The 26517-nt window shown below is 65.3% G+C and carries 20 protein-coding genes and 1 pseudogene; 4 read left to right on the top strand and 17 right to left on the bottom strand.

Annotation, left to right across the window (positions count from 1 at the left end; genetic code table 11):
• Window positions 1-97 precede the first annotated feature (97 nt).
• From A3A5_RS0136175 to A3A5_RS0136135, 9 genes are all read right to left on the bottom strand, one after another.
• A complete protein-coding gene (locus A3A5_RS0136175) occupies window positions 98-1246 on the bottom strand; it encodes a hybrid-cluster NAD(P)-dependent oxidoreductase (protein WP_026201473.1) in 1149 nt (382 codons plus the stop codon).
• Between the two features lie 27 nt (window positions 1247-1273).
• The gene (locus A3A5_RS0136170; protein ID WP_018315309.1) at window positions 1274-2515 is read right to left on the bottom strand and encodes an SRPBCC family protein; all 1242 of its coding nucleotides are present in this window, start codon (window positions 2513-2515) and stop codon (window positions 1274-1276) included.
• Between the two features lie 53 nt (window positions 2516-2568).
• Complete coding sequence (locus A3A5_RS0136165; RefSeq protein WP_018315308.1) at window positions 2569-3354, bottom strand: drug:proton antiporter; 786 nt, start codon at window positions 3352-3354, stop codon at window positions 2569-2571.
• Window positions 3351-4520 carry an electron transfer flavoprotein subunit alpha/FixB family protein gene (locus A3A5_RS0136160; protein ID WP_018315307.1) on the bottom strand — a complete coding sequence of 390 codons (1170 nt, stop codon included), beginning with the start codon at window positions 4518-4520 and terminating at the stop codon, window positions 3351-3353. Before A3A5_RS0136160 ends, A3A5_RS0136165 begins: the two co-directional genes overlap by 4 nt.
• A 4-nt stretch (window positions 4521-4524) precedes the next feature.
• Window positions 4525-6450 (bottom strand): (Fe-S)-binding protein, encoded by a 1926-nt coding sequence (locus A3A5_RS0136155; protein WP_018315306.1) that lies wholly within the window; start codon window positions 6448-6450, stop codon window positions 4525-4527.
• Window positions 6451-6452: 2 nt separating this feature from the next.
• Complete coding sequence (locus tag A3A5_RS0136150; protein ID WP_026201472.1) at window positions 6453-8516, bottom strand: NADH:flavin oxidoreductase; 2064 nt, start codon at window positions 8514-8516, stop codon at window positions 6453-6455.
• 61 nt (window positions 8517-8577) lie between these two features.
• Window positions 8578-9111 (bottom strand): DUF5943 domain-containing protein, encoded by a 534-nt coding sequence (locus A3A5_RS0136145; RefSeq protein ID WP_018315304.1) that lies wholly within the window; start codon window positions 9109-9111, stop codon window positions 8578-8580.
• A gap of 125 nt (window positions 9112-9236) precedes the next feature.
• The gene (locus tag A3A5_RS0136140) at window positions 9237-10208 is read right to left on the bottom strand and encodes a dipeptidase (protein ID WP_018315303.1); all 972 of its coding nucleotides are present in this window, start codon (window positions 10206-10208) and stop codon (window positions 9237-9239) included.
• A 29-nt stretch (window positions 10209-10237) separates the two neighbouring features.
• Complete coding sequence (locus A3A5_RS0136135; protein WP_018315302.1) at window positions 10238-11512, bottom strand: serine hydroxymethyltransferase; 1275 nt, start codon at window positions 11510-11512, stop codon at window positions 10238-10240.
• A 414-nt stretch (window positions 11513-11926) separates the two neighbouring features.
• Here A3A5_RS0136135 and A3A5_RS0136130 point away from each other — a divergent pair, with 414 nt between their 5' ends.
• Complete coding sequence (locus A3A5_RS0136130) at window positions 11927-12958, top strand: GlxA family transcriptional regulator (RefSeq protein ID WP_018315301.1); 1032 nt, start codon at window positions 11927-11929, stop codon at window positions 12956-12958.
• Between the two features lie 95 nt (window positions 12959-13053).
• Here A3A5_RS0136130 and fdhA read toward each other — a convergent pair whose 3' ends face one another.
• Window positions 13054-14250 carry a formaldehyde dehydrogenase, glutathione-independent gene (gene fdhA, locus A3A5_RS0136125; protein ID WP_018315300.1) on the bottom strand — a complete coding sequence of 399 codons (1197 nt, stop codon included), beginning with the start codon at window positions 14248-14250 and terminating at the stop codon, window positions 13054-13056.
• A gap of 350 nt (window positions 14251-14600) precedes the next feature.
• On the opposite strand from fdhA, the pseudogene A3A5_RS40075 reads away from it, so the two are divergent.
• Window positions 14601-16030, top strand: a pseudogene (locus tag A3A5_RS40075) (MFS transporter).
• 93 nt (window positions 16031-16123) lie between these two features.
• Here the strand turns inward: A3A5_RS40075 and A3A5_RS0136115 are convergent.
• From A3A5_RS0136115 to A3A5_RS0136085, 7 genes are all read right to left on the bottom strand, one after another.
• On the bottom strand, window positions 16124-17275 hold the full coding sequence (locus A3A5_RS0136115) for a porin (RefSeq protein WP_018315298.1): 1152 nt from the start codon (window positions 17273-17275) through the stop codon (window positions 16124-16126).
• A 155-nt stretch (window positions 17276-17430) separates the two neighbouring features.
• Complete coding sequence (locus tag A3A5_RS0136110) at window positions 17431-17877, bottom strand: dihydroneopterin aldolase (protein WP_018315297.1); 447 nt, start codon at window positions 17875-17877, stop codon at window positions 17431-17433.
• Window positions 17874-18527: a sarcosine oxidase subunit gamma gene (locus A3A5_RS0136105; protein ID WP_026201471.1), complete on the bottom strand. Its 654-nt coding sequence runs from the start codon at window positions 18525-18527 to the stop codon at window positions 17874-17876. Before A3A5_RS0136105 ends, A3A5_RS0136110 begins: the two co-directional genes overlap by 4 nt.
• Window positions 18517-21528 (bottom strand): sarcosine oxidase subunit alpha family protein, encoded by a 3012-nt coding sequence (locus tag A3A5_RS0136100; RefSeq protein WP_018315295.1) that lies wholly within the window; start codon window positions 21526-21528, stop codon window positions 18517-18519. The genes A3A5_RS0136105 and A3A5_RS0136100 overlap by 11 nt, the downstream gene beginning before the upstream one ends.
• A complete protein-coding gene (locus A3A5_RS0136095; RefSeq protein ID WP_026201470.1) occupies window positions 21525-21821 on the bottom strand; it encodes a sarcosine oxidase subunit delta in 297 nt (98 codons plus the stop codon). The genes A3A5_RS0136100 and A3A5_RS0136095 overlap by 4 nt, the downstream gene beginning before the upstream one ends.
• Before the next feature lie 19 nt (window positions 21822-21840).
• Window positions 21841-23085, bottom strand: coding sequence for a sarcosine oxidase subunit beta family protein (locus tag A3A5_RS0136090; protein WP_018315293.1), 1245 nt, complete (start codon window positions 23083-23085; stop codon window positions 21841-21843).
• A gap of 14 nt (window positions 23086-23099) precedes the next feature.
• The gene (locus A3A5_RS0136085) at window positions 23100-24488 is read right to left on the bottom strand and encodes an L-serine ammonia-lyase (protein WP_018315292.1); all 1389 of its coding nucleotides are present in this window, start codon (window positions 24486-24488) and stop codon (window positions 23100-23102) included.
• A gap of 335 nt (window positions 24489-24823) precedes the next feature.
• On the opposite strand from A3A5_RS0136085, the gene A3A5_RS40070 reads away from it, so the two are divergent.
• Together A3A5_RS40070 and A3A5_RS0136075 are read left to right on the top strand one after the other, a co-directional pair.
• Window positions 24824-25909, top strand: a complete 1086-nt coding sequence (locus tag A3A5_RS40070; protein ID WP_051108616.1) for a GlxA family transcriptional regulator — start codon at window positions 24824-24826, stop codon at window positions 25907-25909.
• Window positions 25910-26085: 176 nt separating this feature from the next.
• On the top strand, window positions 26086-26517 hold a 432-nt coding region (locus A3A5_RS0136075), incomplete at its 3' end, for an alcohol dehydrogenase catalytic domain-containing protein (protein WP_018315290.1).

Raw genomic sequence — 26517 nt, 5'->3', positions numbered from 1 at the left:
CCATTGGCCGGAGCGGAAACGCCCCGTGTACTTAGAATCGTCGAGAGAGCGGCCCGACAGTCGTCATCGACCTCCAGCCGCGTGGCAGGCGCCTGCCCTACTTATCGATGATGAGATCCGACAGAGGCTTGCTGCAGCATAACAACACCATCCCCTGGTCGATCTCGCGCTGGCGGATGCCGCCGTTGTGCTTCATTTCGACCTGGCCGGACACGAGCTTGACCTTGCAGGTGCCACACATGCCCTGGGTGCACGACGCCGGCAGCCGCACGCCCGATTGCCGCGCCGCGTCGAGTACATGCTGCCCCGAATTGCAGAGGATCTCGCGGTGGCTCTTGGCGAAGCTGACGCTGAACTGGGCCGTGTCGGCATCGCCGTTTGTCGCCGGTGCGGTGCCGGCTACCGGCACGTCGGCCGAGGCCTCGGCCGTCAGCGTCTCGAACGAGAAGCTTTCCTCGTGGTAGCGCATGCGATCAAAACCGGCCTCGTCGAGCAGGTCGCGTACCGCCTTCATGTATGGCGCCGGCCCACACGTAAAGATCTGGCGCTCCATGAAGTCCGGCGCGATCAGCTTCAGCAGCGGCAGCGACAGAAAGCCCGTTATGCCCGGCCAGTTGGTACGCGCGCCAACCCGCTCGCACACAAAAGAGGTGCGGAAGTTGGCGTGGTTTGACGCGATCAGGTCCAACTCGCGCGCGAAGATGATGTCGTCCGGCGTGCGCGCGCTGTGCACGAACACGATGTCGCGATCCTCGCCGAGATCATGGTGTGCACGGCTCATCGACATCAACGGCGTGATACCCGAGCCCGCGGACAGGAACAGATACTTGCGCGCCGGATGCCGCGCGCAGGTGAACTCGCCGGCCGGGCCGAGCACCCGGATCGGTGCGCCCGGCCGCAAGTTGTCGTGCAGCCAGTTTGACACCTTGCCGCCCGGCACCCGCTTGACCGTGATCGCGAGCGTATGCGGCCGCGCGGGCGACGACGAAATCGTGTAGCACCGGTTGATCGTCTCGCCCTCGATCTCGAGCTCCAGCGTGATGAACTGCCCCGGCTCAAACACGAACGCGCGGCCCTCCGGCGAATGGAAGAAGAAACTCTTCACGTCGTGCGTTTCCTGCCGCACGTGGCAGCACACAAGCGTCTCCTCGACGTCGCTCGTCCAGCGTTCAGGGAGCGCACTCCAGAACGCCGCACGCGTCACCCGGCTGTCGGCGGGCTCGAATTGGACCGCATCGCGCATCATCTCCATCTCCCCTTCCTTCGCTTTCGCCTAGGCGCCCATCTGCTCGGCGAGCCGGCGGATATACCAGGCCGAGAACTTCTCGACGAGACCTTCGGTGAACGGCGAGTACGGGCCGGGCTCGTACGCGCTGCTTGCCGCGCCGCGCTGCGAATACTCGACGAGCACGCGGTCCTGGTCGTTGGTCGCGTTCCACACCGCCGTCAGGTTCTCCACGTCGTAGTCGACACCTTCCTGCGCATCCTTGTGGACGAGCCACTTCGTGCGCACCAGCGTTTCGCCGGCCGACAGCGGAATCACCGAGAACGTGACGATGTGGTCGCTCATGAAGTGATGCCATGCGTTCGGCTGCGTCCAGAACGAAAGCCCACCCAGGTCGGCCTGCGCGAAGTTGCCGAGCAGCTTCTTCGAGGCGACCTTCGCATCGAGCGTCTGCGATTCGCCGCTGCGGTCGAGCGGCAGGCGCTGCGTACGGAAGCCGGTGGTGTCGAGCAGGCGCTCGATTTCGGACGACGGCAGATTCAGCGCTTCCCACTGCGCCGCGCGCTCGACGCAGGTTCTCTCGAACGCTGCCATGCCCTCGGCGTTGGCCGGCGAGTGCTGATAGCCGAATCCGTACTCGTATAGCGAGACGGTCAGCTCGGGATGGTTCGCCACGCAGTGATAGCACTCGCGGTTGTTCTCCATCGTGAGCTTCCAGTTGCCCTTTTCGATGATGTCGACCTGCGCGGCGATCTTCGTATTCGGCAGGTCGTGCGGGAGCAGGTACGGCTCCATCGCGGCGCGCATCGCCGCGAAGTCGGCGGGCGGCTCGTCCGCCAGGCAGACGAAGATCAGGCCCGCGAGGTTCTGCACATGGACAGACTTGAGGCTGTGCTTGCACCGGTCGAACTTCTCGCCCATGTGCTCGGCGAACATCAGGTCGCCGTTCAGGTTGTAGGTCCAGCTGTGATATGGGCAGACGATATTGCCGACCGTTCCCTTGTCCTCGTTGCACAGGCGCGCCCCGCGATGGCGGCACACGTTATGGAAGGCACGCACCTGCATGTCGTCGTCGCGCACGATCAGGATCGAGTCGTGGCCGAGCTCGACGGTCACGTAGTCGCCCGGCTCGGGCACGTCCGGCTCGACCGCCACGTGGATCCAGTGCTTGCGGAAGATCGCTTCCATATCGAGCGCGAAAATCTCTTCACTCTGATAGAAAGGCGCCTCGAGGCTGTAGCCTTGCTTGCGCCGGTCCACCAGCGCACGAATGTCTGCCGATACTTTCATCGTTTGGCTCCGGATTCCTTGTTTTCTGTTTGTTTGCCGACCGATCGGCAATATCAGTAGTCGATGAGTTGATGCTCGCGCAAGTACGCGAGGATGGCTTGTGCTTTTTCGACCGAAGTCCCTCCGTTTACGACGTTTCCGCCGCGGCTCTCGGTCGTCGTCGCCGACAGCATCCGGGCGTGTCCGGAGCGCTTCTCGGCGGCGGCCAGCCTGACTGGCTTGCGCTCGGGAGCGCCGAGCGTCCATGCGGCGGCGCCGGCGTCCTCGAATCGCGCCGCGGGCGCCGTCCGGATCGCGCCCGCACGCAGCCGTGCGTACGCATAGCGCGGCTGCGCGTTCGCGAGTGGATGGACGGCCACCACGGCCGGCAACAGCGCCTCGACGCGCCGGCGCAGTCCCTTCGGCAGGAACTGCCGCACGGTGGCGCGGCCGTCCGCGATGTCCACATCGACGGCCGCGCCGAGCAGCGGGCGGCCCAGCGCCGCAGCGACCTGGTAGGGCAGCATCCCGGTGTCGTACGCGCCTTCCGCGCGGGTGCCGGTCAGCACGAGGTCGTAGTCCTTCACGCGCGCGGCCAATGTGCGCCCGGCGTCATCCGCAGCCCCGCATGCGAGCACCTCGACTTCGCGTGCGCCGAGCGCCAGGTACTCGGCGAGCGCCGGCTCGGCGGCGTCGCCCGCGTGCAGCACCGCCAGCTGCGCGCGATGCTTGTCCGCGAGGGCCAGGCCGATTTCGAGCGCCGCCGCGTCGTTGCGGCTGTAGCGCCTCGCGCCGCTGAGCGGATGACGTCCGACCGACACCAGCACCGCGATGCGTCGGATTTGCTGGGGGGCGTTCATGCTGCGGCTCCTAAGGGTTCGCGGACGCTGGCCGCGGCCGGCGCCTTTCCGTTCGCGCGGCGCGCGGCCTGCACCGCTTCGATCAGCGCCGCGATCGTCTCTTTCGCGTCGCCGACGATGGTCAGGTTCGCGCGCTTGGCAATCGGTGCACTGCCGTCCAGGTTGACGGCGATCACGTGACGGCAGTCCTTGATGCCCTGCAGGTGCTGCACGGCGCCCGAGATGCCGAACGCGATATAGACGCTCGCCTCGACCGTCTTGCCGGTCGCCCCCACCTGCTTGTCGCGCGTGAAATGGCCGTTGTCGACGGCGACGCGGCTCGCGGCGATCGCCGCGCCGAACACGCCGGCGAGCTGCCCGAACGCGCTGATATCGGCCACGCCGTTGCCGGCAGACACGATGAAGTCCGCCTCTTCGAGCGCGACCTGTGCGGCATCGATCTCCTCGAGGCCCAGGTCGCGGTACGGCTGCGAGCTGTCGCCGATCCCGAGCAGGAAATCGCCGGACAGGGCCTGTCCCGCGCCAGTGAACGGCAGCTTCGTGTCGACCGCACCGGGTGCAAGCAGGATCACGTCGGGCAGCGAGCGGGTCGCAAACGCGCGTTTCGCCTGTGCATAGGTGCCGACGTGGCGCGCGTCGATCTCGTCGACGTGCGTCGCGACGCTCGCGCCGGTCGCAGCCACGTAGCGGCGGCCAAGATCGCCGTCGCCGGTGGCGTTATCAGGCAGGAAGAGATGCTTCGGCGACAGCGCGGCCGCGCAGGCCAGCAGCGCCCGCAGCTCGGCATCGGGCGCAAATGCGCGGCGATCGAATGCGGGCAGCGCGATGACCTTGTCGGCGCCGAGCGCCGCCGCGTCGTCCTTCAGCTCGCCGAACACCAGCAGCGCGACCTCAGTCTGCGCATCGGCAAGCAGCGCGGCCGCGGCGAGCGCCTGGCACGCATGATCGTCGAGCGCTCCGCGCTCGCTGTGCGCGGCGACGAGCAGTACCTGCCGCGGATCGCTGACCGCCCGGCGCGGCCTCGCCACCGTCGCGCCGTGGCCCTGCCCGGGCCAGTGCGCGGCGTTCGGATCCGCGCTGCCGGTTTCGCCGAGCGTGATCCTTCTCAGGCCCGCCGCCGTTATCACGAACGGCCGGCGCGGATCGATACGGGGGATCTTGTTCATCGATTCACTCCAGCGAGGCCGCAACAAGTTCGGCCACATCGAGCACGTCCGGGCGCGGGCCGACCACGCCTTCGAGCATTGCCGTGCAGTTCGGACACCCGACCGCGACCACTTCCGCGCCCACGGCACGCGCATCGGCGATGCGGATATCCGGGATGCGCTGCTTGCCCGGGATATCGGTCAACGGCGCGCCGCCCCCGCCGCCGCAACAGCGGCCGCGCATGCCATGGCGCTCCATCTCGACCACCTTGATGCCGATCGTCTTCAGCAGCTTGCGCGGCGCCTCTATCTCGCCGTTATAGCGGCCGAGATAGCACGGGTCGTGATAGGTGGTGACCTTCTCGCGCAGCGCCTCGACCGCCTTCGGCGCGATACGGCCGCTGTCGGCAAGCTCGGAAAGATAGCTCGTGTGATGCTTGACCGTGACGCGCAGGCCCAGGGCGCGATACTCGTTGCGCAGGCTGTGCATCACATGCGGATCTGCTGTCACGATCTGCCCGAAGGACAGCGTGCCGAGCGTGCCGATCAGGCGCTTGGCCATCTGCTGGAACGTCGCCTCGTCGCCGAGACGGCGGGCCACATCGCCGGTGTCAGTTTCCACGCTACCGAGCACCGCATAATCGACGCCAGCCTTGTTCAGCACCTTCACGAAGGCCCGCAGCGTGCGCTGATAGCGCATGTCGAAGGCGCCCTCGCCGGCAACGATCAGCACGTCCACCGCCTTGCCACGCTGCGCGACCGGTGCACTGAGGTCGACCGACCAGTCATAGCGCGCCGCGGTGTCGTAGCCGCCCATCGTGCCGGTCTCGCGCAGGTTCGCGAGCACTTCGGCGCCTTTGCCCGGCACGGTGCCGTGCACAAGCGTCTGGTTGCGGCGCATATCGACGATCGCATCGACGTGCTCGATCAGCATCGGGCACTCCTGCACGCAGGCTCGGCAGGTCGTGCACGACCACAGCGTCTGCGCATCGATCAGGCCCGACACGATCGGGCCATTCGGCTCGCCGCGATGGCGGCCGACGGGGATGCCCGGCGTCGGGCTGCCGGCGTACGCGGCATCGGTGCCGCCCGCCATGCCGACAACGAGATCCTGGATCAGTTTCTTCGGATTGAGCGGCTGGCCCGAGGCGAACGCGGGACACGCGGCCTCGCACTTGCCGCACTGCACGCAGGCGTCAAAGCTCAGCAACTGGTTCCAGCGGAACTCCACGGGCCGGGCGACGCCGTACTCCTGCTTTTCGATCTCGGGCAGCTTGAGCGCGGTCGGCGGCGTGGCGGTGCCGCTGCCGGTGTATGAGTCAGGCTTGCCGGCAAACCGTTCCTGGCGCGGATGAAACGCCAGATGCATGAGGCCCGCGATCGCGTGCTTCATCGGCCCGCCTTTTGCCGCGCCGAACGTCATCGCGAACGCGCCGGCGCCGATCAGCAGCGCGCAGACCACCGCGAACGCACCGGACATGACGCCAGCCGGCACGACCACGAACAGCACGAGGCCGAGCGCGAACGAACCGAGCAGCCACGGCAGCGTGTTCCATGGTCCCTTCGACAGGCGCGCGGGCACGTCCTTGGCGGCCCGCCGGCGCCAGACGAACACCGCGCCAATCAGCATCGCGACCGCCGCGGCGAAGATTGCCCGGTCGAGCCATGGCGAGTAGATTGCGAGACCGTAGTTGACGAACACGAGCGCCAGCGCGGCAATCGCGCCGCCAGCCGTGGCGACGTGCGTCCTGGCGATGTACGGATCGCGGGCGACGACGTGGTGCAGGTCGACGAAATAGCGCTTCGGGATTGCCAGCAGGTTCGCGATGCCGAACGACCCGGGCGCGGTCGCCCGGCCGAGCCGCCAGTAAGACGCGCGCTTCACGACCGCGAACGCGAGCCCCGCCACCGACAGCCAGAGCAGAACGGTAATCAGGAGGGACGGATTCATCGTCAGAAATCCTTCACGAGCCGCAGCGCGTCATAGATGGCGCCGTGGATGTTGTGCATCGAGATGCAGTCGCCGACGCGGAACAACAGGAAGCGGCCGTTGCCAAGCGTTTCCGAAAGACTCGGCTGCGGCTCAGACGCAAACAGCTTGTGTACGTCGACCTGGCCGCGGTTGACCGATTCCGGCTTGAGCTTCCAGTACAGCGCGTCGTTCGGCGTCGAGCCGTTCTCGATCACGACCTGGTCGACCGCGCGCTCCTCGAGCTCTTCCGTGTACTCGTTGCGCAGCACCGCGATCTTCTTGCCGCCTTCCTCGTAGACGCGATCGAGCCAGTAGTTCGGCGTATGAATCACACCCTGCGCGTACAGGCGGCGATAGAAGATCGGGAAGGTGGTGCCGCCGCAGTCGTCGGCCACCTTGACGTCCGGCGTCACGATTTCGACCTTCGCACCGCGGCTCGCCAGGTAGTCGGCAACGCCCGCGCCTGCGTGCGTGCTGACGCCGTCGTAGACGAGCACGTTCTCCTTCGCCTCGACGCGGCCGGCCAGCACTTCCCACGAACTGACCGCGAGCCCTTCGGCGACGGCCCAGCCGGGCACCTGATCGGAGAATGCGCGTCCGCCCGTCGCGAGCACGATAATGTCCGGCTTCTCCGCCATGATCATCTTCGCATCCGCTTCGACGCCCAGCCTCCGGTCGACGCCGAGGCGCTTGGTCTCCATGTCGAACCAGCGCACGATGCCCTGCATCTGCTCGCGCTGCGGTGCCTTGGCGGCGAGCAGGATCTGCCCGCCCACTTCGGTGTTCTTCTCGAACAGCACGACGTCATGGCCGCGCGAACGCGCGACTCGCGCCGCCTCCAGGCCCGCCGGCCCGGCACCGACCACGACGACCTTGCGCTTCGGGCCGCGCGACTTCTCGATGATGTGCGGCATCGTCGCCTCGCGCGAGGTCGCGGCGTTCTGCACGCACAGCACGTCGAGGCCGTTGTACTGGCGGTCGATGCAGTAGTTCGCGCCGACGCATTGCTTGATCTCGTCCTCGCGGCCGTCGCGAATCTTGATGACCATGTGCGGGTCGGCGATCTGAGCGCGCGTCATGCCGACCAGGTCGACCATGCCGTTGGCGAGCAGGCGCTCGGCCTGGCCCGCGTCGCGGATGCTCTGCGCGTGCATCAACGGTACCTTGATCACCGACTTGATGCCCGCCGCGAGATGCACGAACGGCTCGGGTGGCAGCGCCATCGGCGGCATGCAGTTTGCGAGCGTGTTGTGCGTATCGGCGCCGGAGCCCACCACGCCGATATAGTCGACAAGCCCCGACTCGGACATCGCCTGCGCGATCTCCTTCAGTTGCTCGTGATCGAGACCGTCTTCATGGAACTCGTCGCCGCACATGCGCAGACCAACACAGAAATCCTTGCCGACCACTTCTCGCACCGCCTGGAGCACCTCCACGCCGAAGCGCATGCGGTTCTCGAGGCTACCGCCCCACTCGTCGGTGCGGAAATTCGTGCGCGGGCTCCAGAACTGGTCGATCAGATGCTGGTGCGCCGCCGAGATCTCGATGCCGTCCATGCCCGCGTCCTTCACGCGCCTGGCAGCGGCCGCGAAGTCCGCGATGATGCGGCGGATCTCCTCGACCTCGATGATCTTCGCGTTGCCGCGGTGCACGGGCTCGCGCACGCCCGACGGCGTCATCAGGTGCGGCCAGTGTTCGCCGTGGAACGCCGAGCGGCGTCCCATGTGCGTGGCCTGGATCATGATCTTGGCGCCGTGCCGGTGCATCGTTTCGGCGAGACGGGACAGCGGATCAATGATCTTGTCGGTCGAGAGATTGACCGACTTCCACCAGCCCTGGGGACTGTCGATCGACACCGGGCTCGAGCCGCCGCAAATCGCCAGGCCAACGCCGCCCTTGGCTTTTTCTTCGTAATAGCGAATGTAGCGGTCGCCGGGCAGGCCGCCCGGTTCGGCATACACTTCCGCGTGCGCCGTGCTGACGATGCGGTTGCGCAGCGTCAGCTGATTGAGCTGCAAAGGTTTGAACAAGTGGGGATAACGCATCGCGGACGGCCTCTGGCGTTGGTGTGTCTCGTATTTGTCGTAGTGCGGACGGGCTTCGGTGTCAGCGCGCGATCGGCGACACTGCGAACACGCAGTGATCGTGGCCATCGGCTGCGCACTGCACTTCCTTCGACTGCGCGCGCGGCGCGTCCTTGCCCGCGGGTGCGGTGTCGTTGACCCAGTCCATCGCGCCGGCGAACCAGCCCGCGAACATGTAGCAAAGCTTGCCGCTCTTCTCCGGCTGCTGCAGCACGAATGATGAGTGGCGCAGCGCAATGCGCGCGCTCGCCGTCGCCGGATCGGCCTCAAGGATCGAGAACAGCCCCCAGCCGCGCTGCGACAGGCGCTTCAGGTAGTGCTCGAACACGGCCATCCCGCTGATGCCGTGCAACTGCGCTTCCTTGTCGCACCAGTGGTAGGCCGACTTGTAGCCGGCCTTGTAGAGGATCTCTTCGTACGCATCGCGGCCGAGCGCCTCTTCGACAGCGACATGGTTGTTGGTGAAGAAATGGCGCGGCACGTAAAGCATGGGCAGCGCGTCGGTGGTCCAGACACCGGTTTCGGGATCAACGTCGATCGGCAGTTGTGGTTGCACGTGGTAACTCCGAAAAAGAAGAAAGCCGCTTGAATCGTTGTGCGGACGCGGCATCGCCCGCGAGCACGCGCGTATCGCGCGCGCCCGTCCCGTTTGTGGGATTTGCGTGAAAGATGGCGCTGGAATCAAGCGCCCCAGACTTCCTTGAAGACGCGCACCCAGTTCTCGCCCATGATCTTGCGGATGCGCGACGGCTTCCAGCCTGCGCGCTCCATCGCCGCGGTCAGGTTGGGGAAATCGCCGATCGTCCGGATGCCTTCCGGGTTGATCACCTTGCCAAAATTGGTCAGGCGCCGATAGCGGCCCTTGTCGTGCGTCAGCATGTCGAAGAACTCGGTGCTGTAGCCCTGCGTGAAGTCGGTGCCAATGCCGACCGCGTCCTCGCCGATCAGGTTGACGACATAGCCGATCGCCTCGATGTAGTCCTCGACCGTCGCCTCGATCCCGCGCTTGAGGAACGGCGCGAACATCGTCACGCCGACGAAGCCGCCCGCATCGGCGATCTCCTTCAGCTGCGCGTCGCTCTTGTTGCGCGGGTGCTCCTTGAGGCCCGATGGCAGACAGTGCGAGTAGCAGACCGGCTTCTTCGAAAACGCGATCGCCTCGGACGAGGTGTTGCCGCCGACATGCGACAGGTCGACCATGATCCCGACGCGGTTCATCTCGGTGATCACCTCGCGGCCGAAGTCCGACAGCCCGCCATCGCGCTCGTAGCACCCTGTGCCCACGAGGTTCTGCGTGTTGTAGCAGAGTTGCACGACGCGCACACCCATATCGGCGAAGGCTTCGACGTAGCCGAGGTTGTCCTCGAACGCGTGGGCGTTCTGGAAGCCGAGGATGACGCCGGTCTTGCCTTCATGCTTCGCGCGGTGTATGTCGTCGGTGGTGCGCACCAGCGTCAGCAGTTCGCTATTGTCGCGGATCTGCTTTTTCATCAGCGCAATGTTGTCGACGGTCCTGGTGAAGTTGTCCCAGACCGAGACGGTGCAGTTCGCGGCCGTGACGCCGCCCTTCTTCATGTCTTCGAACACCGACCGCTCGAACTTCGAGATGTTCAGGCCGTCGATGATGATGCTGTCCTGATGCAGCGGGCTCATAGGGGCTCCAGTCTTTTCGTTCGGTCAGATCAATAGATCGGGAAGCGGTCGCACAGCGCGAAGATCTGGCGGCGCACGCGCTGCTCGGTGGCGGCGTCACCGTCCGGATTCGCGCGTAGCGCTTCGAACACCTCGAGGATCAGGCGGCCGATCTCGCGAAACTCCGTAACGCCGAAACCGCGCGTCGTGGCAGCCGGTGTGCCGAGCCGGATCCCCGACGTGATCGTCGGCTTCTCGGTGTCGAACGGGATGCCGTTCTTGTTGCAGGTGATGCCGGCGCGCTCGAGCGCCTGCTCGACCTGCGTGCCCTTGAGCCCCTTGGGACGCAGATCGACCAGCAGCAGGTGGTTGTCGGTGCCGCCGGTCACGAGGTCGACGCCGCCCTCCTTCAACACCTCGCCGAGCGCCTTCGCGTTCGCGAGCACGTTGTCGATGTAGGTCCTGAACTCCGATGTCAGGGCTTCGCCGAACGCGACCGCCTTGCCGGCGATCACGTGCATCAAAGGGCCGCCCTGCAGGCCGGGGAACACGGCCGAGTTGATCTTCTTGGCGATCTCCTCGTCGTTGGTCAGCACGAAGCCGCCGCGCGGGCCGCGCAGGGTCTTGTGCGTGGTCGAGGTGACGACGTGGGCGTGCTCGACCGGATTCGAATGGCGGCCCGCAGCGATGACGCCGGCGATGTGCGCCATGTCGACCATCAGCTTGGCGCCTACGCTGTCGGCAATCGCGCGGAAGCGGGCGAAGTCGAGCTGGCGCGGATACGCGGAGAAGCCGGCGATGATCAGGCTTGGCTTGTGCTCCTTCGCGAGCGCTTCGACCTGGTCGTAGTCGATCAGCATCGACTCGCGGTTCACGCCATACTGCACGGCGTTGAACCACTTGCCCGACAGGGCCGGCTTCGCGCCATGGGTCAGGTGACCGCCGGCGTCGAGCGACATGCCGAGCACGGTGTCGCCTGGCTTGGTCAGCGCGAGCATCACCGAGCCGTTCGCCTGCGCCCCCGAGTGCGGCTGCACGTTGGCAAAGCCGGCGTTGAACAACTGCTTCACGCGCTCGATCGCGAGCGATTCGACTTCGTCCGCAAATTCGCAGCCGCCGTAGTAGCGCTTGCCCGGGTAACCCTCGGCGTACTTGTTGGTCAGTACCGAGCCTTGTGCTTCGAGGACCGCACGCGACACGATGTTTTCCGAGGCGATCAGCTCGACTTGCGACTGCTGACGTTCGAGTTCCTTCGAAAGGGCGCCGCGAACCAGCGCATCGCGCTCGGCCAGGGGCTGCGAGAAGAAAGACTGGGTGTTCGACATAGAGGTCCGTGTGGGATGGAGATACCTGACTGGGGGCGAGAGGCCCGCTGCGCCAGGCCTTTCCGACTGGTCGGCGCAGCGTTGCCGACGGCTCTATTCTTGTCGTTCGTGTTTTGGCCCGATTGATGAATTCAGACGCGTTCTTTTCCATTTCCGCCATTTGCGTCCGATTTGCACAAGTGGCCCTGGGACGGCACTGCGGCGGTGCCCGACGCGCATCACAGGTGCGGCGTGTCCCGATTGCGGTGCAACGAAAGCGGCGCCCGCCATGCCTCCAGTCGGGCACCCTACTAAAGAGCTAGGGTTTCGCCGTATGGCATGTTTGTTGCGGCTAACTTAACAATAAATAAAAACAGCATCCAGCCTTTCCCTCTGGGCTGGAAATGCACCTTAAAAATCCGAAGGACGCCCCCCATGTCGATCGATCGCACCGCGTCGTTATCTCACTTCGCGTTCATGCCGCTACCCAACTTCACCATGATCGCGTTCACTAATGCGATAGAAGTGCTGCGGATGGCCAATTACCTGAGCGGCCAGGAGCTGTACCGCTGGACCGTCATCAGCCCGGAAGGCGGATTGGTGACGGCAAGCAATGGCCTGGCGATCGACACCCACCGGGCGGACAGCGTCGGGCGTCCGGACATCATGTTCGTCTGCGGCGGCATCGACGTGCAGCGTTCGACGACAGCGGAGCACCTGTCCACGCTGCGCCGCGCGGCGCGCGAGGGCATCATGCTGGGGAGCCTCTGCACCGGCACGTATGCGCTCGCGAAATCGGGGCTGCTGGCCGGTTATGCCTGCGCGATCCACTGGGAGAACATGTCCGCACTCAAGGAGGAGTTTCCCGACACGCGCTTCCTGAAGGAATTGTTCGTGATCGACCGCGACCGCGTCACGTGCACGGGCGGCGTTGCGCCGTTGGACATGATGCTGAACCTGATCACACGTCGCGTCGGTACCGCGCGCGTCACGCAGATCGCTGAGCAGTTCATCGTCGAGCACGTACGCGACACGACCGCGCAGCAGAAGATGCCATTGGTTGCGCGGCTAGGCTCAGCGAAGAAGTCGCTGTTCGAGGTGGTCTCGCTGATGGAGAACAACATCGAGGAGCCGCTGTCGCGCGAAGAGCTCGCACGGCTGGCAAGCCTGTCGCAACGGCAATTGCAGCGCCTGTTCCGCGACCATCTTGGGATGACGCCGACCCATTACTACCTGACGCTGCGCCTGCGCCGCGCGCGCGAGCTGCTGCTGCAAACAGATATGTCGATCATGCACATCACGATGGCATGCGGCTTCCAGTCCGCGTGCCATTTCAGCAAGAGCTACCGCGACGCGTTCGGCGTCGCCCCGACGCGCGAGCGCAGGGCGCAGGGCGCGCCGCTGGCGAAGTTGTCGGGAAAAGGCGGCTCGGCGTACGCATCACCATCGACGGTGCTGCACGCGTGAGCGGCCTGGCGGCGCGGCAGCGAACCACTGCTGTGCCGAGGGACCGAAAAACGGGCGGCCGGTAAAGGCCGCCCGTGTCGTTTCCGACTGGCCGGTCAGGCCGCCATCAGCCCGTGCGGATCGATGACAAATTTGCGGGGCGCGCCGCCATCAAACTGCTTGTAGCCTTCCGGCGCCTGGTCGAGCGAAATTACCGACACATTGACGATCTCCGCGATCGGCAAACGATTGTGCAGGATCGCCTGCATCAGGTTGCGGTTGTACTTAAGCACGGGCGTCTGACCCGTATGGAAAGAGTGCGACTTCGCCCACCCGAGGCCAAAGCGGATACTGAGGCTGCCGCGCTGCGCTGCAGCCTCCTTGGCGCCAGGATCGTCGGTCACGTAGAGACCCGGAATCCCGATCGCACCGGCTGGCCGCGTGATTTCCATCAGCGAATTGAGCACGGTGGCGGGCGCCTCCTCCACATAGCCTGACGAGCCGTGGCCGTGTGCTTCGAAGCCGACGCAGTCCACAGCGGAGTCGATCTCGGGCGTGCCGAGAATCTCTGCGATCTGCTCGCCTAGGGTCGCGTCCTTCGACAGATCGACGACCTCAAAGCCCATCGCCTTCGCATGCGCGAGACGCGCCGGGTTCATGTCGCCGACGATCGTGCAGGCCGCGCCGAGCAGGCGCGCCGAAGCGGCAGCCGCCATGCCGACCGGGCCCGCGCCGGCGATGTAGACCGTCGACCCCGGCTTCACGCCCGCGGTCACGGCGCCGTGATAGCCCGTTGGCAGGATGTCCGACAGGCAGGTGAGATCGCGGATCTTTGCCATCGCCTGGTCGCGGTCGGGGAACCTCAGCAGGTTGAAGTCGGCATACGGCACCATCACGTACTCGGACTGCCCGCCGATCCAGCCGCCCATGTCGACATAGCCGTACGCCCCGCCCGCGCGCGACGGGTTGACACTCAGGCATACGCCGGTGTGCTGCTCCTTGCACATCGCGCAGCGGCCGCACGCGACGTTGAACGGCACCGACACCAGATCACCGATCCTCAATGTCTCGACGTCGCGGCCGATTTCGATGACCTCGCCGGTGATCTCGTGACCGAGCACGAGGCCGGTCGGTGCGGTCGTGCGGCCGCGCACCATGTGCTGGTCCGAGCCGCAGATGTTCGTGCTGACGACCTTGAGGATCACGCCGTGGCCAATTGCCCGGCCGCTGGGATCGACCATTTTCGGATAGTCGATCTTCTGCACCTCGACCTGGCCCGGGCCAAGATATACGACACCTCGGTTGCTGCTCATCGCATTGTCTCCATGTCTCGTTGAATCGTGCCGCAGCCACGCCGATCGGCGCGGCATGCGCGGCAGCGTCTTCGAGCGTATTCCGGGACACCAGGCCGCTATGTCCAAAACCCGACAGGCGCTTGCACAGCGCCGACATCGGTGAGCGTCGGCTCCGACCTCGGCATTGGGTACGCCGCGCGCGCCCACCGCGCGAGCCGGGCGGTACCGCCCCGACACTGGTCTGCCGATGTCGGATTTGCACAGACCGGCGACGGGTATTCTCCAGAGCGTGCGGCGATAACCACGTCTACTGAAGATTGGGGCCTGAAAGCAACCCGCTAAGAGGTCCTCATTTTTTCAAGGACGCCATGCCAACTCCCACCACCTCACCCACGCGCTCGAACGCCGCCGCGCGGCTCGAACGTCTGCCGTTTTCCGGCTACCACAAGCTGATCTTCGTCATCGTCGCGATTGCCTTCTTCTTCGACTCGGTCGATCTCGCCACCATGACGTTCATACTGGGCTCGATCAAGCAGGAGTTCGGGCTGTCCACCGCAATGACCGGCGTCGTCGCCAGCGCAAGCTTCTTCGGGATGGTGGTCGGCGCGGCGCTCGCCGGCCTGCTCGCGGACCGCTTCGGACGACGACCTGTGTTCCAGTGGAGCATGGTGCTGTGGGGCATAGCGTCGTATCTTTGCTCGACTGCGCAAAGCGTCGACGCGCTCATCGCCTGGCGCGTATTGCTCGGCATCGGCATGGGCATGGAGTTTCCGGTCGCGCAAACGCTGTTGTCCGAATTCGTCCCCACCGCGAATCGCGGCCGCCTGATCGCACTGATGGACGGTTTCTGGCCGCTCGGTTTTATCACCGCGGGGTTGTCTCTTACTTCGTGCTGCCGCAGTTCGGCTGGCGCACCGTGTTCGCGCTGCTCGCGATCCCGGCCGTGTTCGTGCTGATCGTTCGCCGCATCGTGCCCGAGTCGCCGCGCTGGCTCGAGCATGCGGGCAGGCACGCCGAGGCCGACGCGGTGATGCGTGGCATCGAGGCCAGGGTAATGCGTTCGGCCGGCGTCGCGATGCTGCCGCGACCGTCGCAGCAGCCAATGGCCGCGACAGTGCGCGGGCGCGGCGCGCTGCGCGAGATCTGGAGCGGCGCATACCGCCGCCGCACGACGATGGTCTGGCTACTGTGGTTCTTCGCGCTGCTCGGCTTCTACGGACTGACGTCCTGGCTTGGCGCGCTGCTGCAGCAGGCCGGCTTTGCGGTCACGCAATCGGTGTACTACACGGTACTGATCTCCCTCGGAGGCGTACCGGGCTTCCTGTGCGCAGCGTGGCTCGTCGAGCGCTGGGGGCGCAAGCCAACCTGCATCGCGTCGCTGCTCGGCGGCGGCATGATGGCGTACCTGTATGGCCAGAGTGCGCTGTATGGCGGCAGTGTCGCGCTGCTCGTCGGCACCGGCCTGGCGATGCAGTTCTTCCTGTTCGGCATGTGGGCGGTGCTATACACCTACACGCCGGAGCAGTATGGTACCGGCTCGCGTGCGACGGGATCGGGTTTCGCCTCGGCGGTCGGGCGGATCGGCTCGCTGATCGGCCCCTACGTGGTTGGCGTGGTGTTACCGGTATTCGGACAGGGCGGCGTGTTCACGCTCGGCGCGCTGTCGTTCGCGGTGGCGGCACTCGCTGTGTGGGTGCTGGGTATCGAGACCCGTGGCGTCGCACTGGAAGCGCTGGCGTCCGAGGACGCAACAGGTGAGACGGCGCTTTATCCCGCTGTAGCGGACAAGTCCTCCTGACGCGCAGGTCCGGTTCTCGCGAGAAGTGCCGGTCCAGGCCGCCTGCCACGAGTCGCTGTCGCGACTCGTGGCGACCGCCGGGAGGGAACAGGTTTAGAACTTGTGGCGAATCGCCGCACGGACCTGGAACTGATTCGACGTCGATGAAGCGTTCGACGCCCCGGGCAAGTCAGCCATGTCCAATGCGGTGCCGGTCTTGCCGCCGGCGACATGCTGGTAGGCACCCTGGATATAGACGTCCGTGCGCTTCGAGAAGCTGTAGTCCGCCATCAGGCCGACGGAATGAACTTTCGGCTTCGCCTCGCCCGACGACGCGTTGAAGTTTTCCAGGGTGAGCGTATACGCCCCGCCCGCGTAGAAGGCGGGCGTGAACTGATACTTGAAATTTACTTCCAGGTTCTGGAACCGGAGCGAGTTCAACGTGCCGCTGGCCGGCAGGATCGAGCCGGAGATGTACGAAGTGGACAGCGGTTCGGTCAGATTCGAGTTGGAGTAAGCGAAGCCTGCCGTCGCCGCGCCGAACGTGTAGTTGATGCCGGCTCCGAAGATGCGCAAACGCTTGGCAAGGAAGTTCTGGTCGCCGCCGTTATTGATGGCGCCCCCCGCCGTCGCCGACGGGTTGTCCGCCTGGAGATAGGCTGCAGCCAGCAACAAGCCTCCGTTCGCGTACTGCATCCCCGCACCGTACTGGCGGTTGTTGGCAAAGTTGGTGTCGTTGCTGAAACTGTAGGTGCCGCCGAACTGGAACCCGCCAAGCGAGGGACTCGTGTACTTGACGGTGTTGTTGACGCGGAACGAGTAGATCAGGTTGTCGTTATCGTAGGGGTGGCCGAACATGGTTCCCCCCCAATTGCCGGCAACGGTCGTCGGCGCGAGATAGTCGATCACCGAATCATACTGGCGCCCGAGCGTGACGCTCCCCCATTGATTGTCGGAAAGCCCGACGTAGGCCTGCCGACCGAACATCAGCCCGCCCTGTGCCGCCTTGCCGTTGCTTGCATTGAAACCGTTCTCGAGCTGAAACAACGCCTTGAGGCCGCCGCCCAGATCCTCCGTCCCCTTCAGGCCCCAACGGCTGCCTTGCGCAAAGCCGCTTGCCAGTTCGGTCAGGCTATGCCCGCCGACGTTATTCGTATAGTTGATGCCTTCGTCGATCACACCGTACAGCGTGACGCCGCTTTGGGCAAAGGCGGACGCGGAAAACATCAGCGCCAGAGCCGGGCCCGCAGTCGCTCCCATTTTCATTGGATTCTCTCCTTGTATTATCGTGACTCGCGCCGCTGCCGCGCCGGTCGGCGCGGCATGTGCGGCAGCGTCTTCGAGAGTAGTTCGCGAGACGGGAAAGCCTATGTCCAATACCGACACGCGTTTGAACAACGCCGACACGGCTCGGGCAACGACTATCCCGCCTTCCCGCTGCGCCTCAGGTAATCGGCGCGTGTCCACTCGAGTGCGACACCGACGCGTTGCGTGCCAGGCCGGATCTTCGGCTTGTGCACGGCAAGCGTCAGCGTGTCGAGCGCCGGCCATTCGCGAAACGACAGCTCCGCGATTTCGGCCACCAGCGTCTCGAGCAGCCGAGTATGCGGCTTGTGCGCGAGAAACGCGGCGAGGCGAGCACAATAGCCCTCGTAATCGATCCACTCGCCTTCCTCGCGCGGCTCGCAACGATAGCCGAGTCGTGCGTCGATGACGAGCGGCTGCGGTGCGTCGTGCTCATGCGGATGGATGCCAATCCGCACCGGCACCGCCAACGCATCGATGAACACGCTCCATCCCCTGCCCGGCAGGAGCGGCGCGTCGAGTGCACCGAGTGGTCCGTTGAACGCGTTATCGACGAGCTTCATGATGTCAGCGGCTGCGCCGCGTCGAGCATGATGCGGCAGAAGTAATCGGCAAAACTGCGGCGCACCACGATCTCGAAGCGGTCGACGCCGGTCGGCACGAGCACGATCGAGGCCTTGAAGTAGTGGCTCTGCAAACACTGCCCCGGCTTGAGCACGCGCGGATGCAGATCGAGCGGGCAGCCGCGCGCCAGCACGTCGCGCACGCGGCCCCCACTGATCTCGACGACCGTATAGCCGCTGCCGACGTCGACCGCCGCCGCGTAAGCTCCGGCGATCGCCTGAGCGAGCTTCGGCTCGAGTACGCCCGCCGGCACGGGGCCGTTCGACCGCACGAGCCACTCGTCGGGGCCGAGCCACAGCACGTCATAGTTGGTACTGCGCGCGACTGTGTTAGGGGCGGCTGGCGGACAGCACCCGACCACGCCCTCAAACGCGTCGACGAATACAGGATCGGACAGATCGCCGCGCACGTTGACGAGATCAAGGAAGGCGCGCTCGCGCATCACGAAGTGCTTCGATGCGCGCGCCTGCTGCGCGTTCAGCAGATCGGTCGCGCCGATGAACGGCGACTCGAGTCGGACGCCGCGCTGGCGCGCATCCGTCGCCGGCATGTCTGCGACCGGCGTAGCATTACCCGTTTCATTCCACATTCTGGCGCACTCCTTCGGTATCGTAGAAAACGGGGCTGGAGATCTTCGCCATCACGCGCCGGCCATTGGCCAGCGGGATCGCAACGCTCTGGCCCATCTTGCCCAGGCCGCCCTTCACCACGGCGAGCGCGATCGAACGCTTCAGGATCGGACTGTAGTAGCTCGACGTCACATGGCCGATCATCGGCGTTGGCTCGGTCGTCGACACGCGCGTGCCCGGCGCGAGGATCTGAGCGCCCTCGGGCAGGACGAACTCCGCGTCGTCGGTCAGCAGGCCGACGAACTGCTTGCGGCCTTCCTTCGCGGTATCCGAGCGCGTCAGCGAGCGCTTGCCGAGGAAGTCCTTCGACTTCGCGACGACGCCTCCCATCCCGAGGTCATACGGCGTGACCGAACCGTCTGTGTCCTGGCCGACGATGATGTAGCCCTTCTCCGCGCGCAGCACGTGCATCGTTTCCGTGCCGTACGGCGTGATGTCGAACTCGGCGCCAGCGGCCATCAGCGCTTCCCACACGGCACGGCCGGCGTTCGCGGGAATGTTCACTTCGTACGCCAGCTCGCCCGAGAAGCTGATCCGCATCACGCGTGCCTTTGCGCCGGCGACGGTGCCGTTCCGATAGCTCATGAACGGGAACGCGTCGTTGGCGAAGTCGATGTCATCGCAGACCTTGCGCAGCACCTTGCGGCTGTTCGGCCCGACCACCGCGAACGTCGCCCAGTGATCGGTCACCGATGAAAGCCGGACCTTCATGTGCGGCCATTCGGTCTGCAGCCAGCGCTCCAGCCAGGTCAGCACGCGCGCGGCGCCGCCCGTCGTCGTCGTCATCATGAAATGCTGCTCGCCGAGCCGCACCGTCACGCCGTCGTCGAAGACCATGCCGTTCTCGTCAAGCATCAGGCCATAACGGCACTTGCCGACTTCAAGCTTGTTCCACGGGTTGGTGTACATCCAGTTCAGCAGCGTCACCGCGTCCGGGCCCTGGATGTCGATCTTGCCGAGCGTCGACGCATCGAGGATGCCGACGCTGTTGCGCACCGCGAGGCACTCGCGCTTCACCGCCGCGTGCAGGTTCTCGCCCTTCTTCGGGAAGTACCATGGACGCTTCCAGTTGCCGACGTCTTCGAACAGCGCGCCATGCTCGACGTGCCATTCGTGGATGCAGGTCTTGCGGACCGGGTCAAGGAAGTCGCCGACTTCCCGCCCGGCGAACGTGCCGAACGTGACCGGCGTGTAGTTCGGGCGGAAGGTGGTCGTGCCGGTCTCGGGTATCGACTTGCCGAGCGCCTGTGCCAGGATCGCCATCCCGTTGATGTTGCCGAGCTTGCCCTGGTCGGTACCGAAGCCCATCGCGGTGTAGCGCTTGACATGTTCGACCGACTCGAAGCCTTCGCGCGCGGCGAGCAGGATGTCCGACGCAGCGACGTCGTTCTGGAAGTCGACGAACTGCTTCGGCCCGCGCGCCGCGGCCGCGCGGCTGCCGACGAGCCAAAGTGGCAGCAGGGCACCCTCGGCGACCGGCGTGACCTTCGGCGCGGCCAGCCGCTTTGCGGTACTGAAGCCGGCGGCTTTCGCCGCTTCGGCCCCCGCTTCCAGTGCGAGCGGCAGCGCCAGCGCAAGGTCGAACTCCCCCGCCGCCGCACCAACGCTCACCTCGGCCTGCAGCGACTTGCCCGGCACAAAGCACACCTTCTCATCGCTCCACTGCGCCTTGCCGCCCGACTGCGCGAACAGGTGAAGCACCGGGCTCAGGCCGCCCGACATGGCGACGAGATCGCAAGGGATCGTCGACACCTTGCCGCCTGCCTGTCCGTTCGCATAGGAGGTCACCTTGACCGACGTGACCTGCCGCTTGCCGGACGCGGCTATCACGACCGCTCCGTTCATGACGGTCACGCCCTGCCGCTTCGCGAAGGCGGGCAGCGCGCCATTGGTCGCGGTGCGCGGATCGACGACCGTCACCTTGGCGCCGCACGCCTTCAGGTCGAGCGCCGCCTGATAGCCGCGATCGTTGTTCGTAAACACGACCGCGTCACGCCCTGGCAGCACGCCGTAGCGATGGACGTAGGTCGACACCGCAGACGCCATCATTACGCCCGGCAGGTCGTTGTTACCGAAGACGATCGGTCGCTCGTGTGCGCCGGTCGCGAGGATCACCCGTTTTGCGCGGATTTTCCACAGTAACTCGCGCGAGCCATGACGCATCGATACAGACAAGTGGTCAGTGAGGCGTTGCGTAACGGTGACAAGATTGTGGTCCTGGTAACCGAACGCGTTGCTGCGCGTCAGGATCGTCACGTCCGGCAGCTTGCGCAGCTTGCTCTCGATCTCGCCAACCCACTGCAGTGCGGCCTTGCCGTTGATCTCGGTCCGCCCGGACAGCAGGCTGCCGCCGAGCTCCCGCTGGTCGTCGACGAGGATCACGCGCGCGCCTGTCTCTGCCGCCGCATGCGCGGCCGCAAGGCCGGCAGGGCCGCCGCCGACCACGAGCACGTCGCAATGCGCGTAGCATTTGTCGTAGCGATCGGCGTCCAGCGTCGTGGGCGCCTTGCCCAGGCCCGCCGCCTCGCGGATCTTCTCCTCATACTTCGGCCACATCTTGCGCGGCCACATGAAGGTCTTGTAGTAGAAGCCAGCCGGCATGAAGCGTGCAAACTTCTGGTTAACCGCCATGCGGTCGCGCTCCAGGTCCGGCTCCGCGTTCACGCTCGTCGCGACGAGTCCCTCATACAACTCAATCTCCGTTGCGCGCGCATTCGGCACGGTGTACGCGCCGCGTTCCAGTTGCACCACGGCATTTGGCTCGGCGACGTCGGCGGTCATAATGCCGCGCGGACGATGGTACTTGAAGCTGCGCGCGACGAAGCGCACGCCGTTGGCGAGCAGCGCCGAAGCCAGCGTGTCGCCCTGGTAGCCCTGATATGCGCGTCCGTTGAACGTGAAGGCCAGCGGCTGGCCGCGATTGATGCGGCCGCCCGTGCCGAGACGGTCTTTCTGGCTCATTGCTTGGCCCCTTTCTGCGGTGCGTTGGCGGTGGGCTGGACGAAGGTTTCGTAGCCCTTGATGTCGTAGGTGACGGTGTCGCGCTCGACCTTGAACCACCGGCGGCAGCCTTGGGCATGGATCCATTGCTCGCGATGCATGCCGCGGGTATTGGTACGCATGAACAGGTAGTCTCCCCATTCGCGGTCAGACAGCTTGTCGGTTTCGAGCGGGCGCGCGATGTCGGCCTCGCCGCCACACGAGAATTCTGATTCGGCGCGCGGGCCGCACCACGGACATTCGATCAGCAACATTTCTTTCTCCTCGGGGCGTTCAGTGCGCGACGGCGGCAGCGCCGTGCTCATCGATCAGGTGGCCGGTATAGAAGCGATCCAGTGCGAATGGCGCGTTCAGCGGATGCGGCTCGTCGCGCGCGATCGTGTGCGCGAATACCCAGCCCGATCCCGGCGTCGCCTTGAAGCCGCCCGTGCCCCAGCCGCAGTTGAAATAGAGGCCCTTCACGTCGGTCTTGCTGATGATCGGGCAGGCATCTGGCGACACGTCGACGATGCCGCCCCACTGGCGGTTCATCCGCACACGCGAGAACACCGGGAACATTTCGACGATTGCCTGCAAGGTCCCCTCGATGATGTGGAAGCTGCCACGCTGGCCGAAGCCGGTGTACTGGTCGATGCCCGCGCCGATCACCAGGTCGCCCTTGTCGGACTGGCTGATGTACGCGTGCACCGCGTTCGACATGATCACCGAATTGACGACTGGCTTGATCGGCTCCGACACCAGCGCCTGCAGCGGATGGCTCTCGATCGGCAGACGCACGCCGGCCATGTCCGCGAGTGTCGACGTGTTGCCGGCCGCGACCACCGCGACCTTCTTCGCCTTGATGAAGCCCTTCACCGTCTCGACGCCGACGACCGCGCCGCGGTCGCGGCGGATGCCGGTCACCTGGCAGTTCTGGATGATGTCTACGCCGGCGCGATCGGCGCCTCGCGCGAAGCCCCACGCGACCGCGTCGTGCCGGGCCACGCCGGCACGGCGCTGGATCGACGCGCCAAGCACGGGATAGCGGCTGTTCAGGTTGATCGTCGGTTCGATCTCCTTGATCTGCTGCGGCGTCAGGAACTCCGCGTCGACGCCGTTCAGGCGGTTCGCGTTCACCCTGCGCTCGGTATCGCGCACGTCCTGCAGCGTGTGGGCCAGGTTCATCACGCCGCGCTGGCTGAACATCACGTTGTAGTTCAGGTCCTGCGACAACCCCTCCCACAGTTTCATCGCCTTTTCATAGAGCCCCGCGGACTCATCCCACAGATAGTTCGAGCGGACGATCGTCGTGTTGCGCGCGGTATTGCCGCCGCCGATCCAGCCCTTCTCGAGCACCGCGACGTTCGTGATCCCGTGCTCCTTCGCAAGGTAGTACGCGGTCGCGAGACCGTGCCCGCCGCCGCCGACGATCACCACGTCATACTCACGCCTGGGCTCCGGGCTCTTCCATTGCTTCTCCCAGTTCTCGTGATAGGACAGGCCGTTGCGGAACAGACTGAATATCGAATAGCGGCTCATTTCATGGACCCTCGTTAGCATTCAATGACGTTCACGGCCAGGCCGCCGCGCGACGTCTCCTTGTACTTCGTCTTCATGTCGGCGCCGGTCTCGCGCATGGTCTTGATCACCGAGTCGAGCGACACGTAGTGCTGGCCGTCGCCCTTAAGCGCCATGCGGGATGCGTTGAGCGCCTTGATCGCGCCCATCGCATTGCGCTCGATACACGGAATCTGCACCAGTCCGCCGACCGGGTCGCAGGTCATTCCGAGGTTGTGCTCCATGCCGATTTCGGCGGCGTTCTCGACCTGATCGGGCGTACCGCCCATCACGGCGGCGAGCGCGGCCGCGGCCATCGAGCACGCGACGCCGACTTCTCCCTGGCAACCGACCTCGGCACCGGAGATGGAGGCCGTCTCCTTGTAGATCATCCCGATCGCGGCTGCCGTCAGCAGGAACTCGACGATGCCGTCGTCATTCGAACCTGGCACGAACTTCACGTAGTAGTGGAGCACCGCCGGGATCACGCCAGCCGCGCCGTTCGTCGGCGCGGTGACGACGCGGCCGCCCGCCGCGTTCTCCTCGTTGACGGCCATCGCATACAGGTTGACCCAGTCAAGCATCGACAGCGGATCACGCAGTGACTCCTCGGAACGTGTGCGCAAGCGGTGGTTGAGCTCGGCCGCGCGGCGTTTCACGCGCATCGGCCCGGGCAGCTCGCCCTCGACCTTGCAGCCACGCTCGACGCACGCGGCCATCGTTTGCCAGATCGCCAGCAGCCCGGCGCGCACGTCTTCGGCGGGGCGCAGCGCGCATTCATTGCGAAAGATCAGCTCCGCGATCGACAGCCCGCTGTCGCCGCATGCTTGCATCAGGTCGGCGCCGGTGCGGAACGGATACGGCACCTCGGCCGCCGCGCGCACGCCGTTCACGCGATCGCCGTCGCGATTGACCACGAAGCCGCCGCCGATCGAGTAGTACTCCTTTTCGACGAGCAACTGCCCCTGCTCGTCGAACGCCTGGAAACGCATGCCGTTCGGATGCACGACGTTGCCCGTGCCGCTCATCAGACGGCGAAAGAAGCCGATGTGCTCCTTTTCGTCGAAGGCGATCTCATGCTTGCCAAGCAGGAACAGGCGCTTGTCCTTGCGGATCTGCGCGAGGCGCGGCGCAATCCCGTCCGGGTCGATCCGGTCGGGCAGGCTCCCCTCGAGGCCGAGCAGCACCGCCTTGTCGCTGCCATGGCCCTTGCCGGTCGCGCCGAGCGAACCGTACAATTCGGCCCGCACACGGCGCACGAAGCCGAGCAGGTTTGCGTCTTCAAGATGCGATACGAATCGGCATGCGGCGATCATTGGGCCGACCGTATGCGAACTCGATGGACCGATGCCGATTTTGAACAGGTCGAAAACGCTGACATTCATCTGGCTGCCTCTTTGCTCTTGGCTGGTAGGTGTCGTTGGACGTCAGTACATCAAAGCGTAGAATTTGCTGATAGAACAAAAGCGGCATCAACGTGGGACGACGCCGTCAGGCGGGGGTCCCAACAGGCTGAAAATTCGCTTTGGCGATGATTCGCGTCGGAAATGTGCAAGTCCGCGACAGGTTGATCGGCGACGCTGTCTGTGACGGAGCCGCGTCGAGCGGATAGGCGGCGAGAGCTCCATGGATGCCGTATGCATCACCCGCATCGCCACCGAAGCGCAGCCGCCCCGCAACCCAGATCCGCGCGCTTGCGCCTGTCAAGATGGATGCCGCCATGACACCCGACGTTCCCATTTCCCCTGTCGCCGAGCCGGCGCCGCGGCGCGTGCGCTTCGGCATCGTGCTGCTGCCGAACTTCACGCTGACCGCGTTTTCGGGTTTCGTCGACATGCTGCGGCTGTCGGCGGACGATGGCGACTACAGCAAGCCGGTGCGGTGCGTCTGGAACGTGATCGGAAACACACTCGCGCCGGTACGCGCGAGCTGCGGGATCCAGGTCGCGCCATGGGAGACTTTCGACGACGCGGAGCCGTTCGATTACGTGGTCGTTGTCGGCGGGCTACTGCACTCGGGACCACAGGCCGGACCTGAGACGATTGACTTCATCCGTCGCGCGGCGCGCGGCGGCGCGACCATCGTCGGCATCTGCACCGGCGTATTCGCGCTGATGCGCGCCGGTGTGCTCGAGGGGCACCGCGCCTGCGTCAGCTGGTTCCATTACTGGGATTTCATGGAGCGTTTCCCGTCGGTGGATCCGGACCTGCTGATTGCCGACCGGCTGTTCGTGATTGACCGCCGGCGCATCACCTGCTCAGGCGGACGCGCGTCGATCGACGTCGCTGCCGCCATTCTGCTGCGCCACTTCGATCACGCCACCGTACAGAAGGCGCTGCGGATCCTGCTCGTCGGCGAGATGCAAAAGGGCAATGCGCCGCAGCCGCATCCGCCAGGCCTCGAGCCCGCGACGCATCCAAAGGTCAAGCGCGCGATTCTGCTGATGGAGCAGCACGTCGGCCGCGCGCTCCCGCTTGAGGCGCTCGCCTCCAAGCTCGACCTGTCGCCACGTCAGCTCGAGCGCCTGTTCAAGGCGGAGACCGGCAAGAGCCCGCAGGCATTCGCCAAGCATGTGCGGCTGCGGACCGCCGCGTGGTTGTTGACCAGCTCGGACCGCACGGTCGCCGACATCGCGTTGAGCTGCGGTTTTGCCGACGCATCGCACCTGGGCCGTGAATTTCGCAAACAGTTTGGAGTACCGCCTGCAACCTACCGCGACAAGGGCGCAGATCCGGCCGAGTCAATGCTCCCCGATGGCGATGCCGGCGATGTGTTGGCGCTCACTGAAAGTGAAAGCGAGGGTTGAACTTGTAGTTTCATGATAATGAAACGACATGTCTCGGCATTCCGGTACCCCTGATCGCCATGACGGTCGTCGGCCAACTTACCTCTGTCTTCGGACAAGTGCACGCCCAACGGACCATGACCATCGTCGGTCCGCCTATAGTTTGGCGCCAAAAGCTTATATCGAGAGAAGGATCAATGAAAACACGCGCAGCAGTTGCCTGGGGTGCGGGAAAGCCGCTGACCATCGAAGACGTGGACCTGGACGGCCCCCGTGCCGGTGAAGTGCTGGTGGAAATCAAGGCCACCGGCATCTGCCACACCGACTACTACACGCTGTCCGGCGCCGATCCGGAAGGCATCTTCCCCGCAATCCTGGGCCATGAGGGCGCGGGCATCGTCACCGACGTGGGCCCGGGCGTGACCTCGCTCAAGCCCGGCGACCATGTCATTCCGCTCTACACGCCGGAATGCCGCCAGTGCAAGTTCTGCCTGTCGCGCAAGACCAACCTGTGCCAGGCCATCCGCGCGACGCAGGGCAAGGGCCTGATGCCGGACGGCACCTCGCGCTTTTCCATCGACGGCAAGCCGATCTTCCACTACATGGGCACGTCGACATTTGCCAACCAC

The organism is Cupriavidus sp. UYPR2.512, from assembly GCF_000379565.1.
Classification (GTDB): Bacteria; Pseudomonadota; Gammaproteobacteria; order Burkholderiales; family Burkholderiaceae; genus Cupriavidus.
This window is presented reverse-complemented; position numbering and strand designations above follow the sequence as displayed.

Excerpts from the sequence above, each read along its gene's own strand:
- A3A5_RS0136175 (WP_026201473.1), bottom strand. The coding sequence starts at position 1,246 with ATGATGCGCGATGCGGTCCAATTCGAGCCCGCCGACAGCCGGGTGACG.
- A3A5_RS0136170 (WP_018315309.1), bottom strand. The coding sequence starts at position 2,515 with ATGAAAGTATCGGCAGACATTCGTGCGCTGGTGGACCGGCGCAAGCAA.
- A3A5_RS0136165 (WP_018315308.1), bottom strand. The coding sequence starts at position 3,354 with ATGAACGCCCCCCAGCAAATCCGACGCATCGCGGTGCTGGTGTCGGTC.
- A3A5_RS0136160 (WP_018315307.1), bottom strand. The coding sequence starts at position 4,520 with ATGAACAAGATCCCCCGTATCGATCCGCGCCGGCCGTTCGTGATAACG.
- A3A5_RS0136155 (WP_018315306.1), bottom strand. The coding sequence starts at position 6,450 with ATGAATCCGTCCCTCCTGATTACCGTTCTGCTCTGGCTGTCGGTGGCG.
- A3A5_RS0136150 (WP_026201472.1), bottom strand. The coding sequence starts at position 8,516 with ATGCGTTATCCCCACTTGTTCAAACCTTTGCAGCTCAATCAGCTGACG.
- A3A5_RS0136140 (WP_018315303.1), bottom strand. The coding sequence starts at position 10,208 with ATGAGCCCGCTGCATCAGGACAGCATCATCATCGACGGCCTGAACATC.
- A3A5_RS0136135 (WP_018315302.1), bottom strand. The coding sequence starts at position 11,512 with ATGTCGAACACCCAGTCTTTCTTCTCGCAGCCCCTGGCCGAGCGCGAT.
- A3A5_RS0136130 (WP_018315301.1), top strand. The coding sequence starts at position 11,927 with ATGTCGATCGATCGCACCGCGTCGTTATCTCACTTCGCGTTCATGCCG.
- fdhA (WP_018315300.1), bottom strand. The coding sequence starts at position 14,250 with ATGAGCAGCAACCGAGGTGTCGTATATCTTGGCCCGGGCCAGGTCGAG.
- A3A5_RS0136115 (WP_018315298.1), bottom strand. The coding sequence starts at position 17,275 with ATGAAAATGGGAGCGACTGCGGGCCCGGCTCTGGCGCTGATGTTTTCC.
- A3A5_RS0136110 (WP_018315297.1), bottom strand. The coding sequence starts at position 17,877 with ATGAAGCTCGTCGATAACGCGTTCAACGGACCACTCGGTGCACTCGAC.
- A3A5_RS0136105 (WP_026201471.1), bottom strand. The coding sequence starts at position 18,527 with ATGTGGAATGAAACGGGTAATGCTACGCCGGTCGCAGACATGCCGGCG.
- A3A5_RS0136100 (WP_018315295.1), bottom strand. The coding sequence starts at position 21,528 with ATGAGCCAGAAAGACCGTCTCGGCACGGGCGGCCGCATCAATCGCGGC.
- A3A5_RS0136095 (WP_026201470.1), bottom strand. The coding sequence starts at position 21,821 with ATGTTGCTGATCGAATGTCCGTGGTGCGGCCCGCGCGCCGAATCAGAA.
- A3A5_RS0136090 (WP_018315293.1), bottom strand. The coding sequence starts at position 23,085 with ATGAGCCGCTATTCGATATTCAGTCTGTTCCGCAACGGCCTGTCCTAT.
- A3A5_RS0136085 (WP_018315292.1), bottom strand. The coding sequence starts at position 24,488 with ATGAATGTCAGCGTTTTCGACCTGTTCAAAATCGGCATCGGTCCATCG.
- A3A5_RS40070 (WP_051108616.1), top strand. The coding sequence starts at position 24,824 with ATGACACCCGACGTTCCCATTTCCCCTGTCGCCGAGCCGGCGCCGCGG.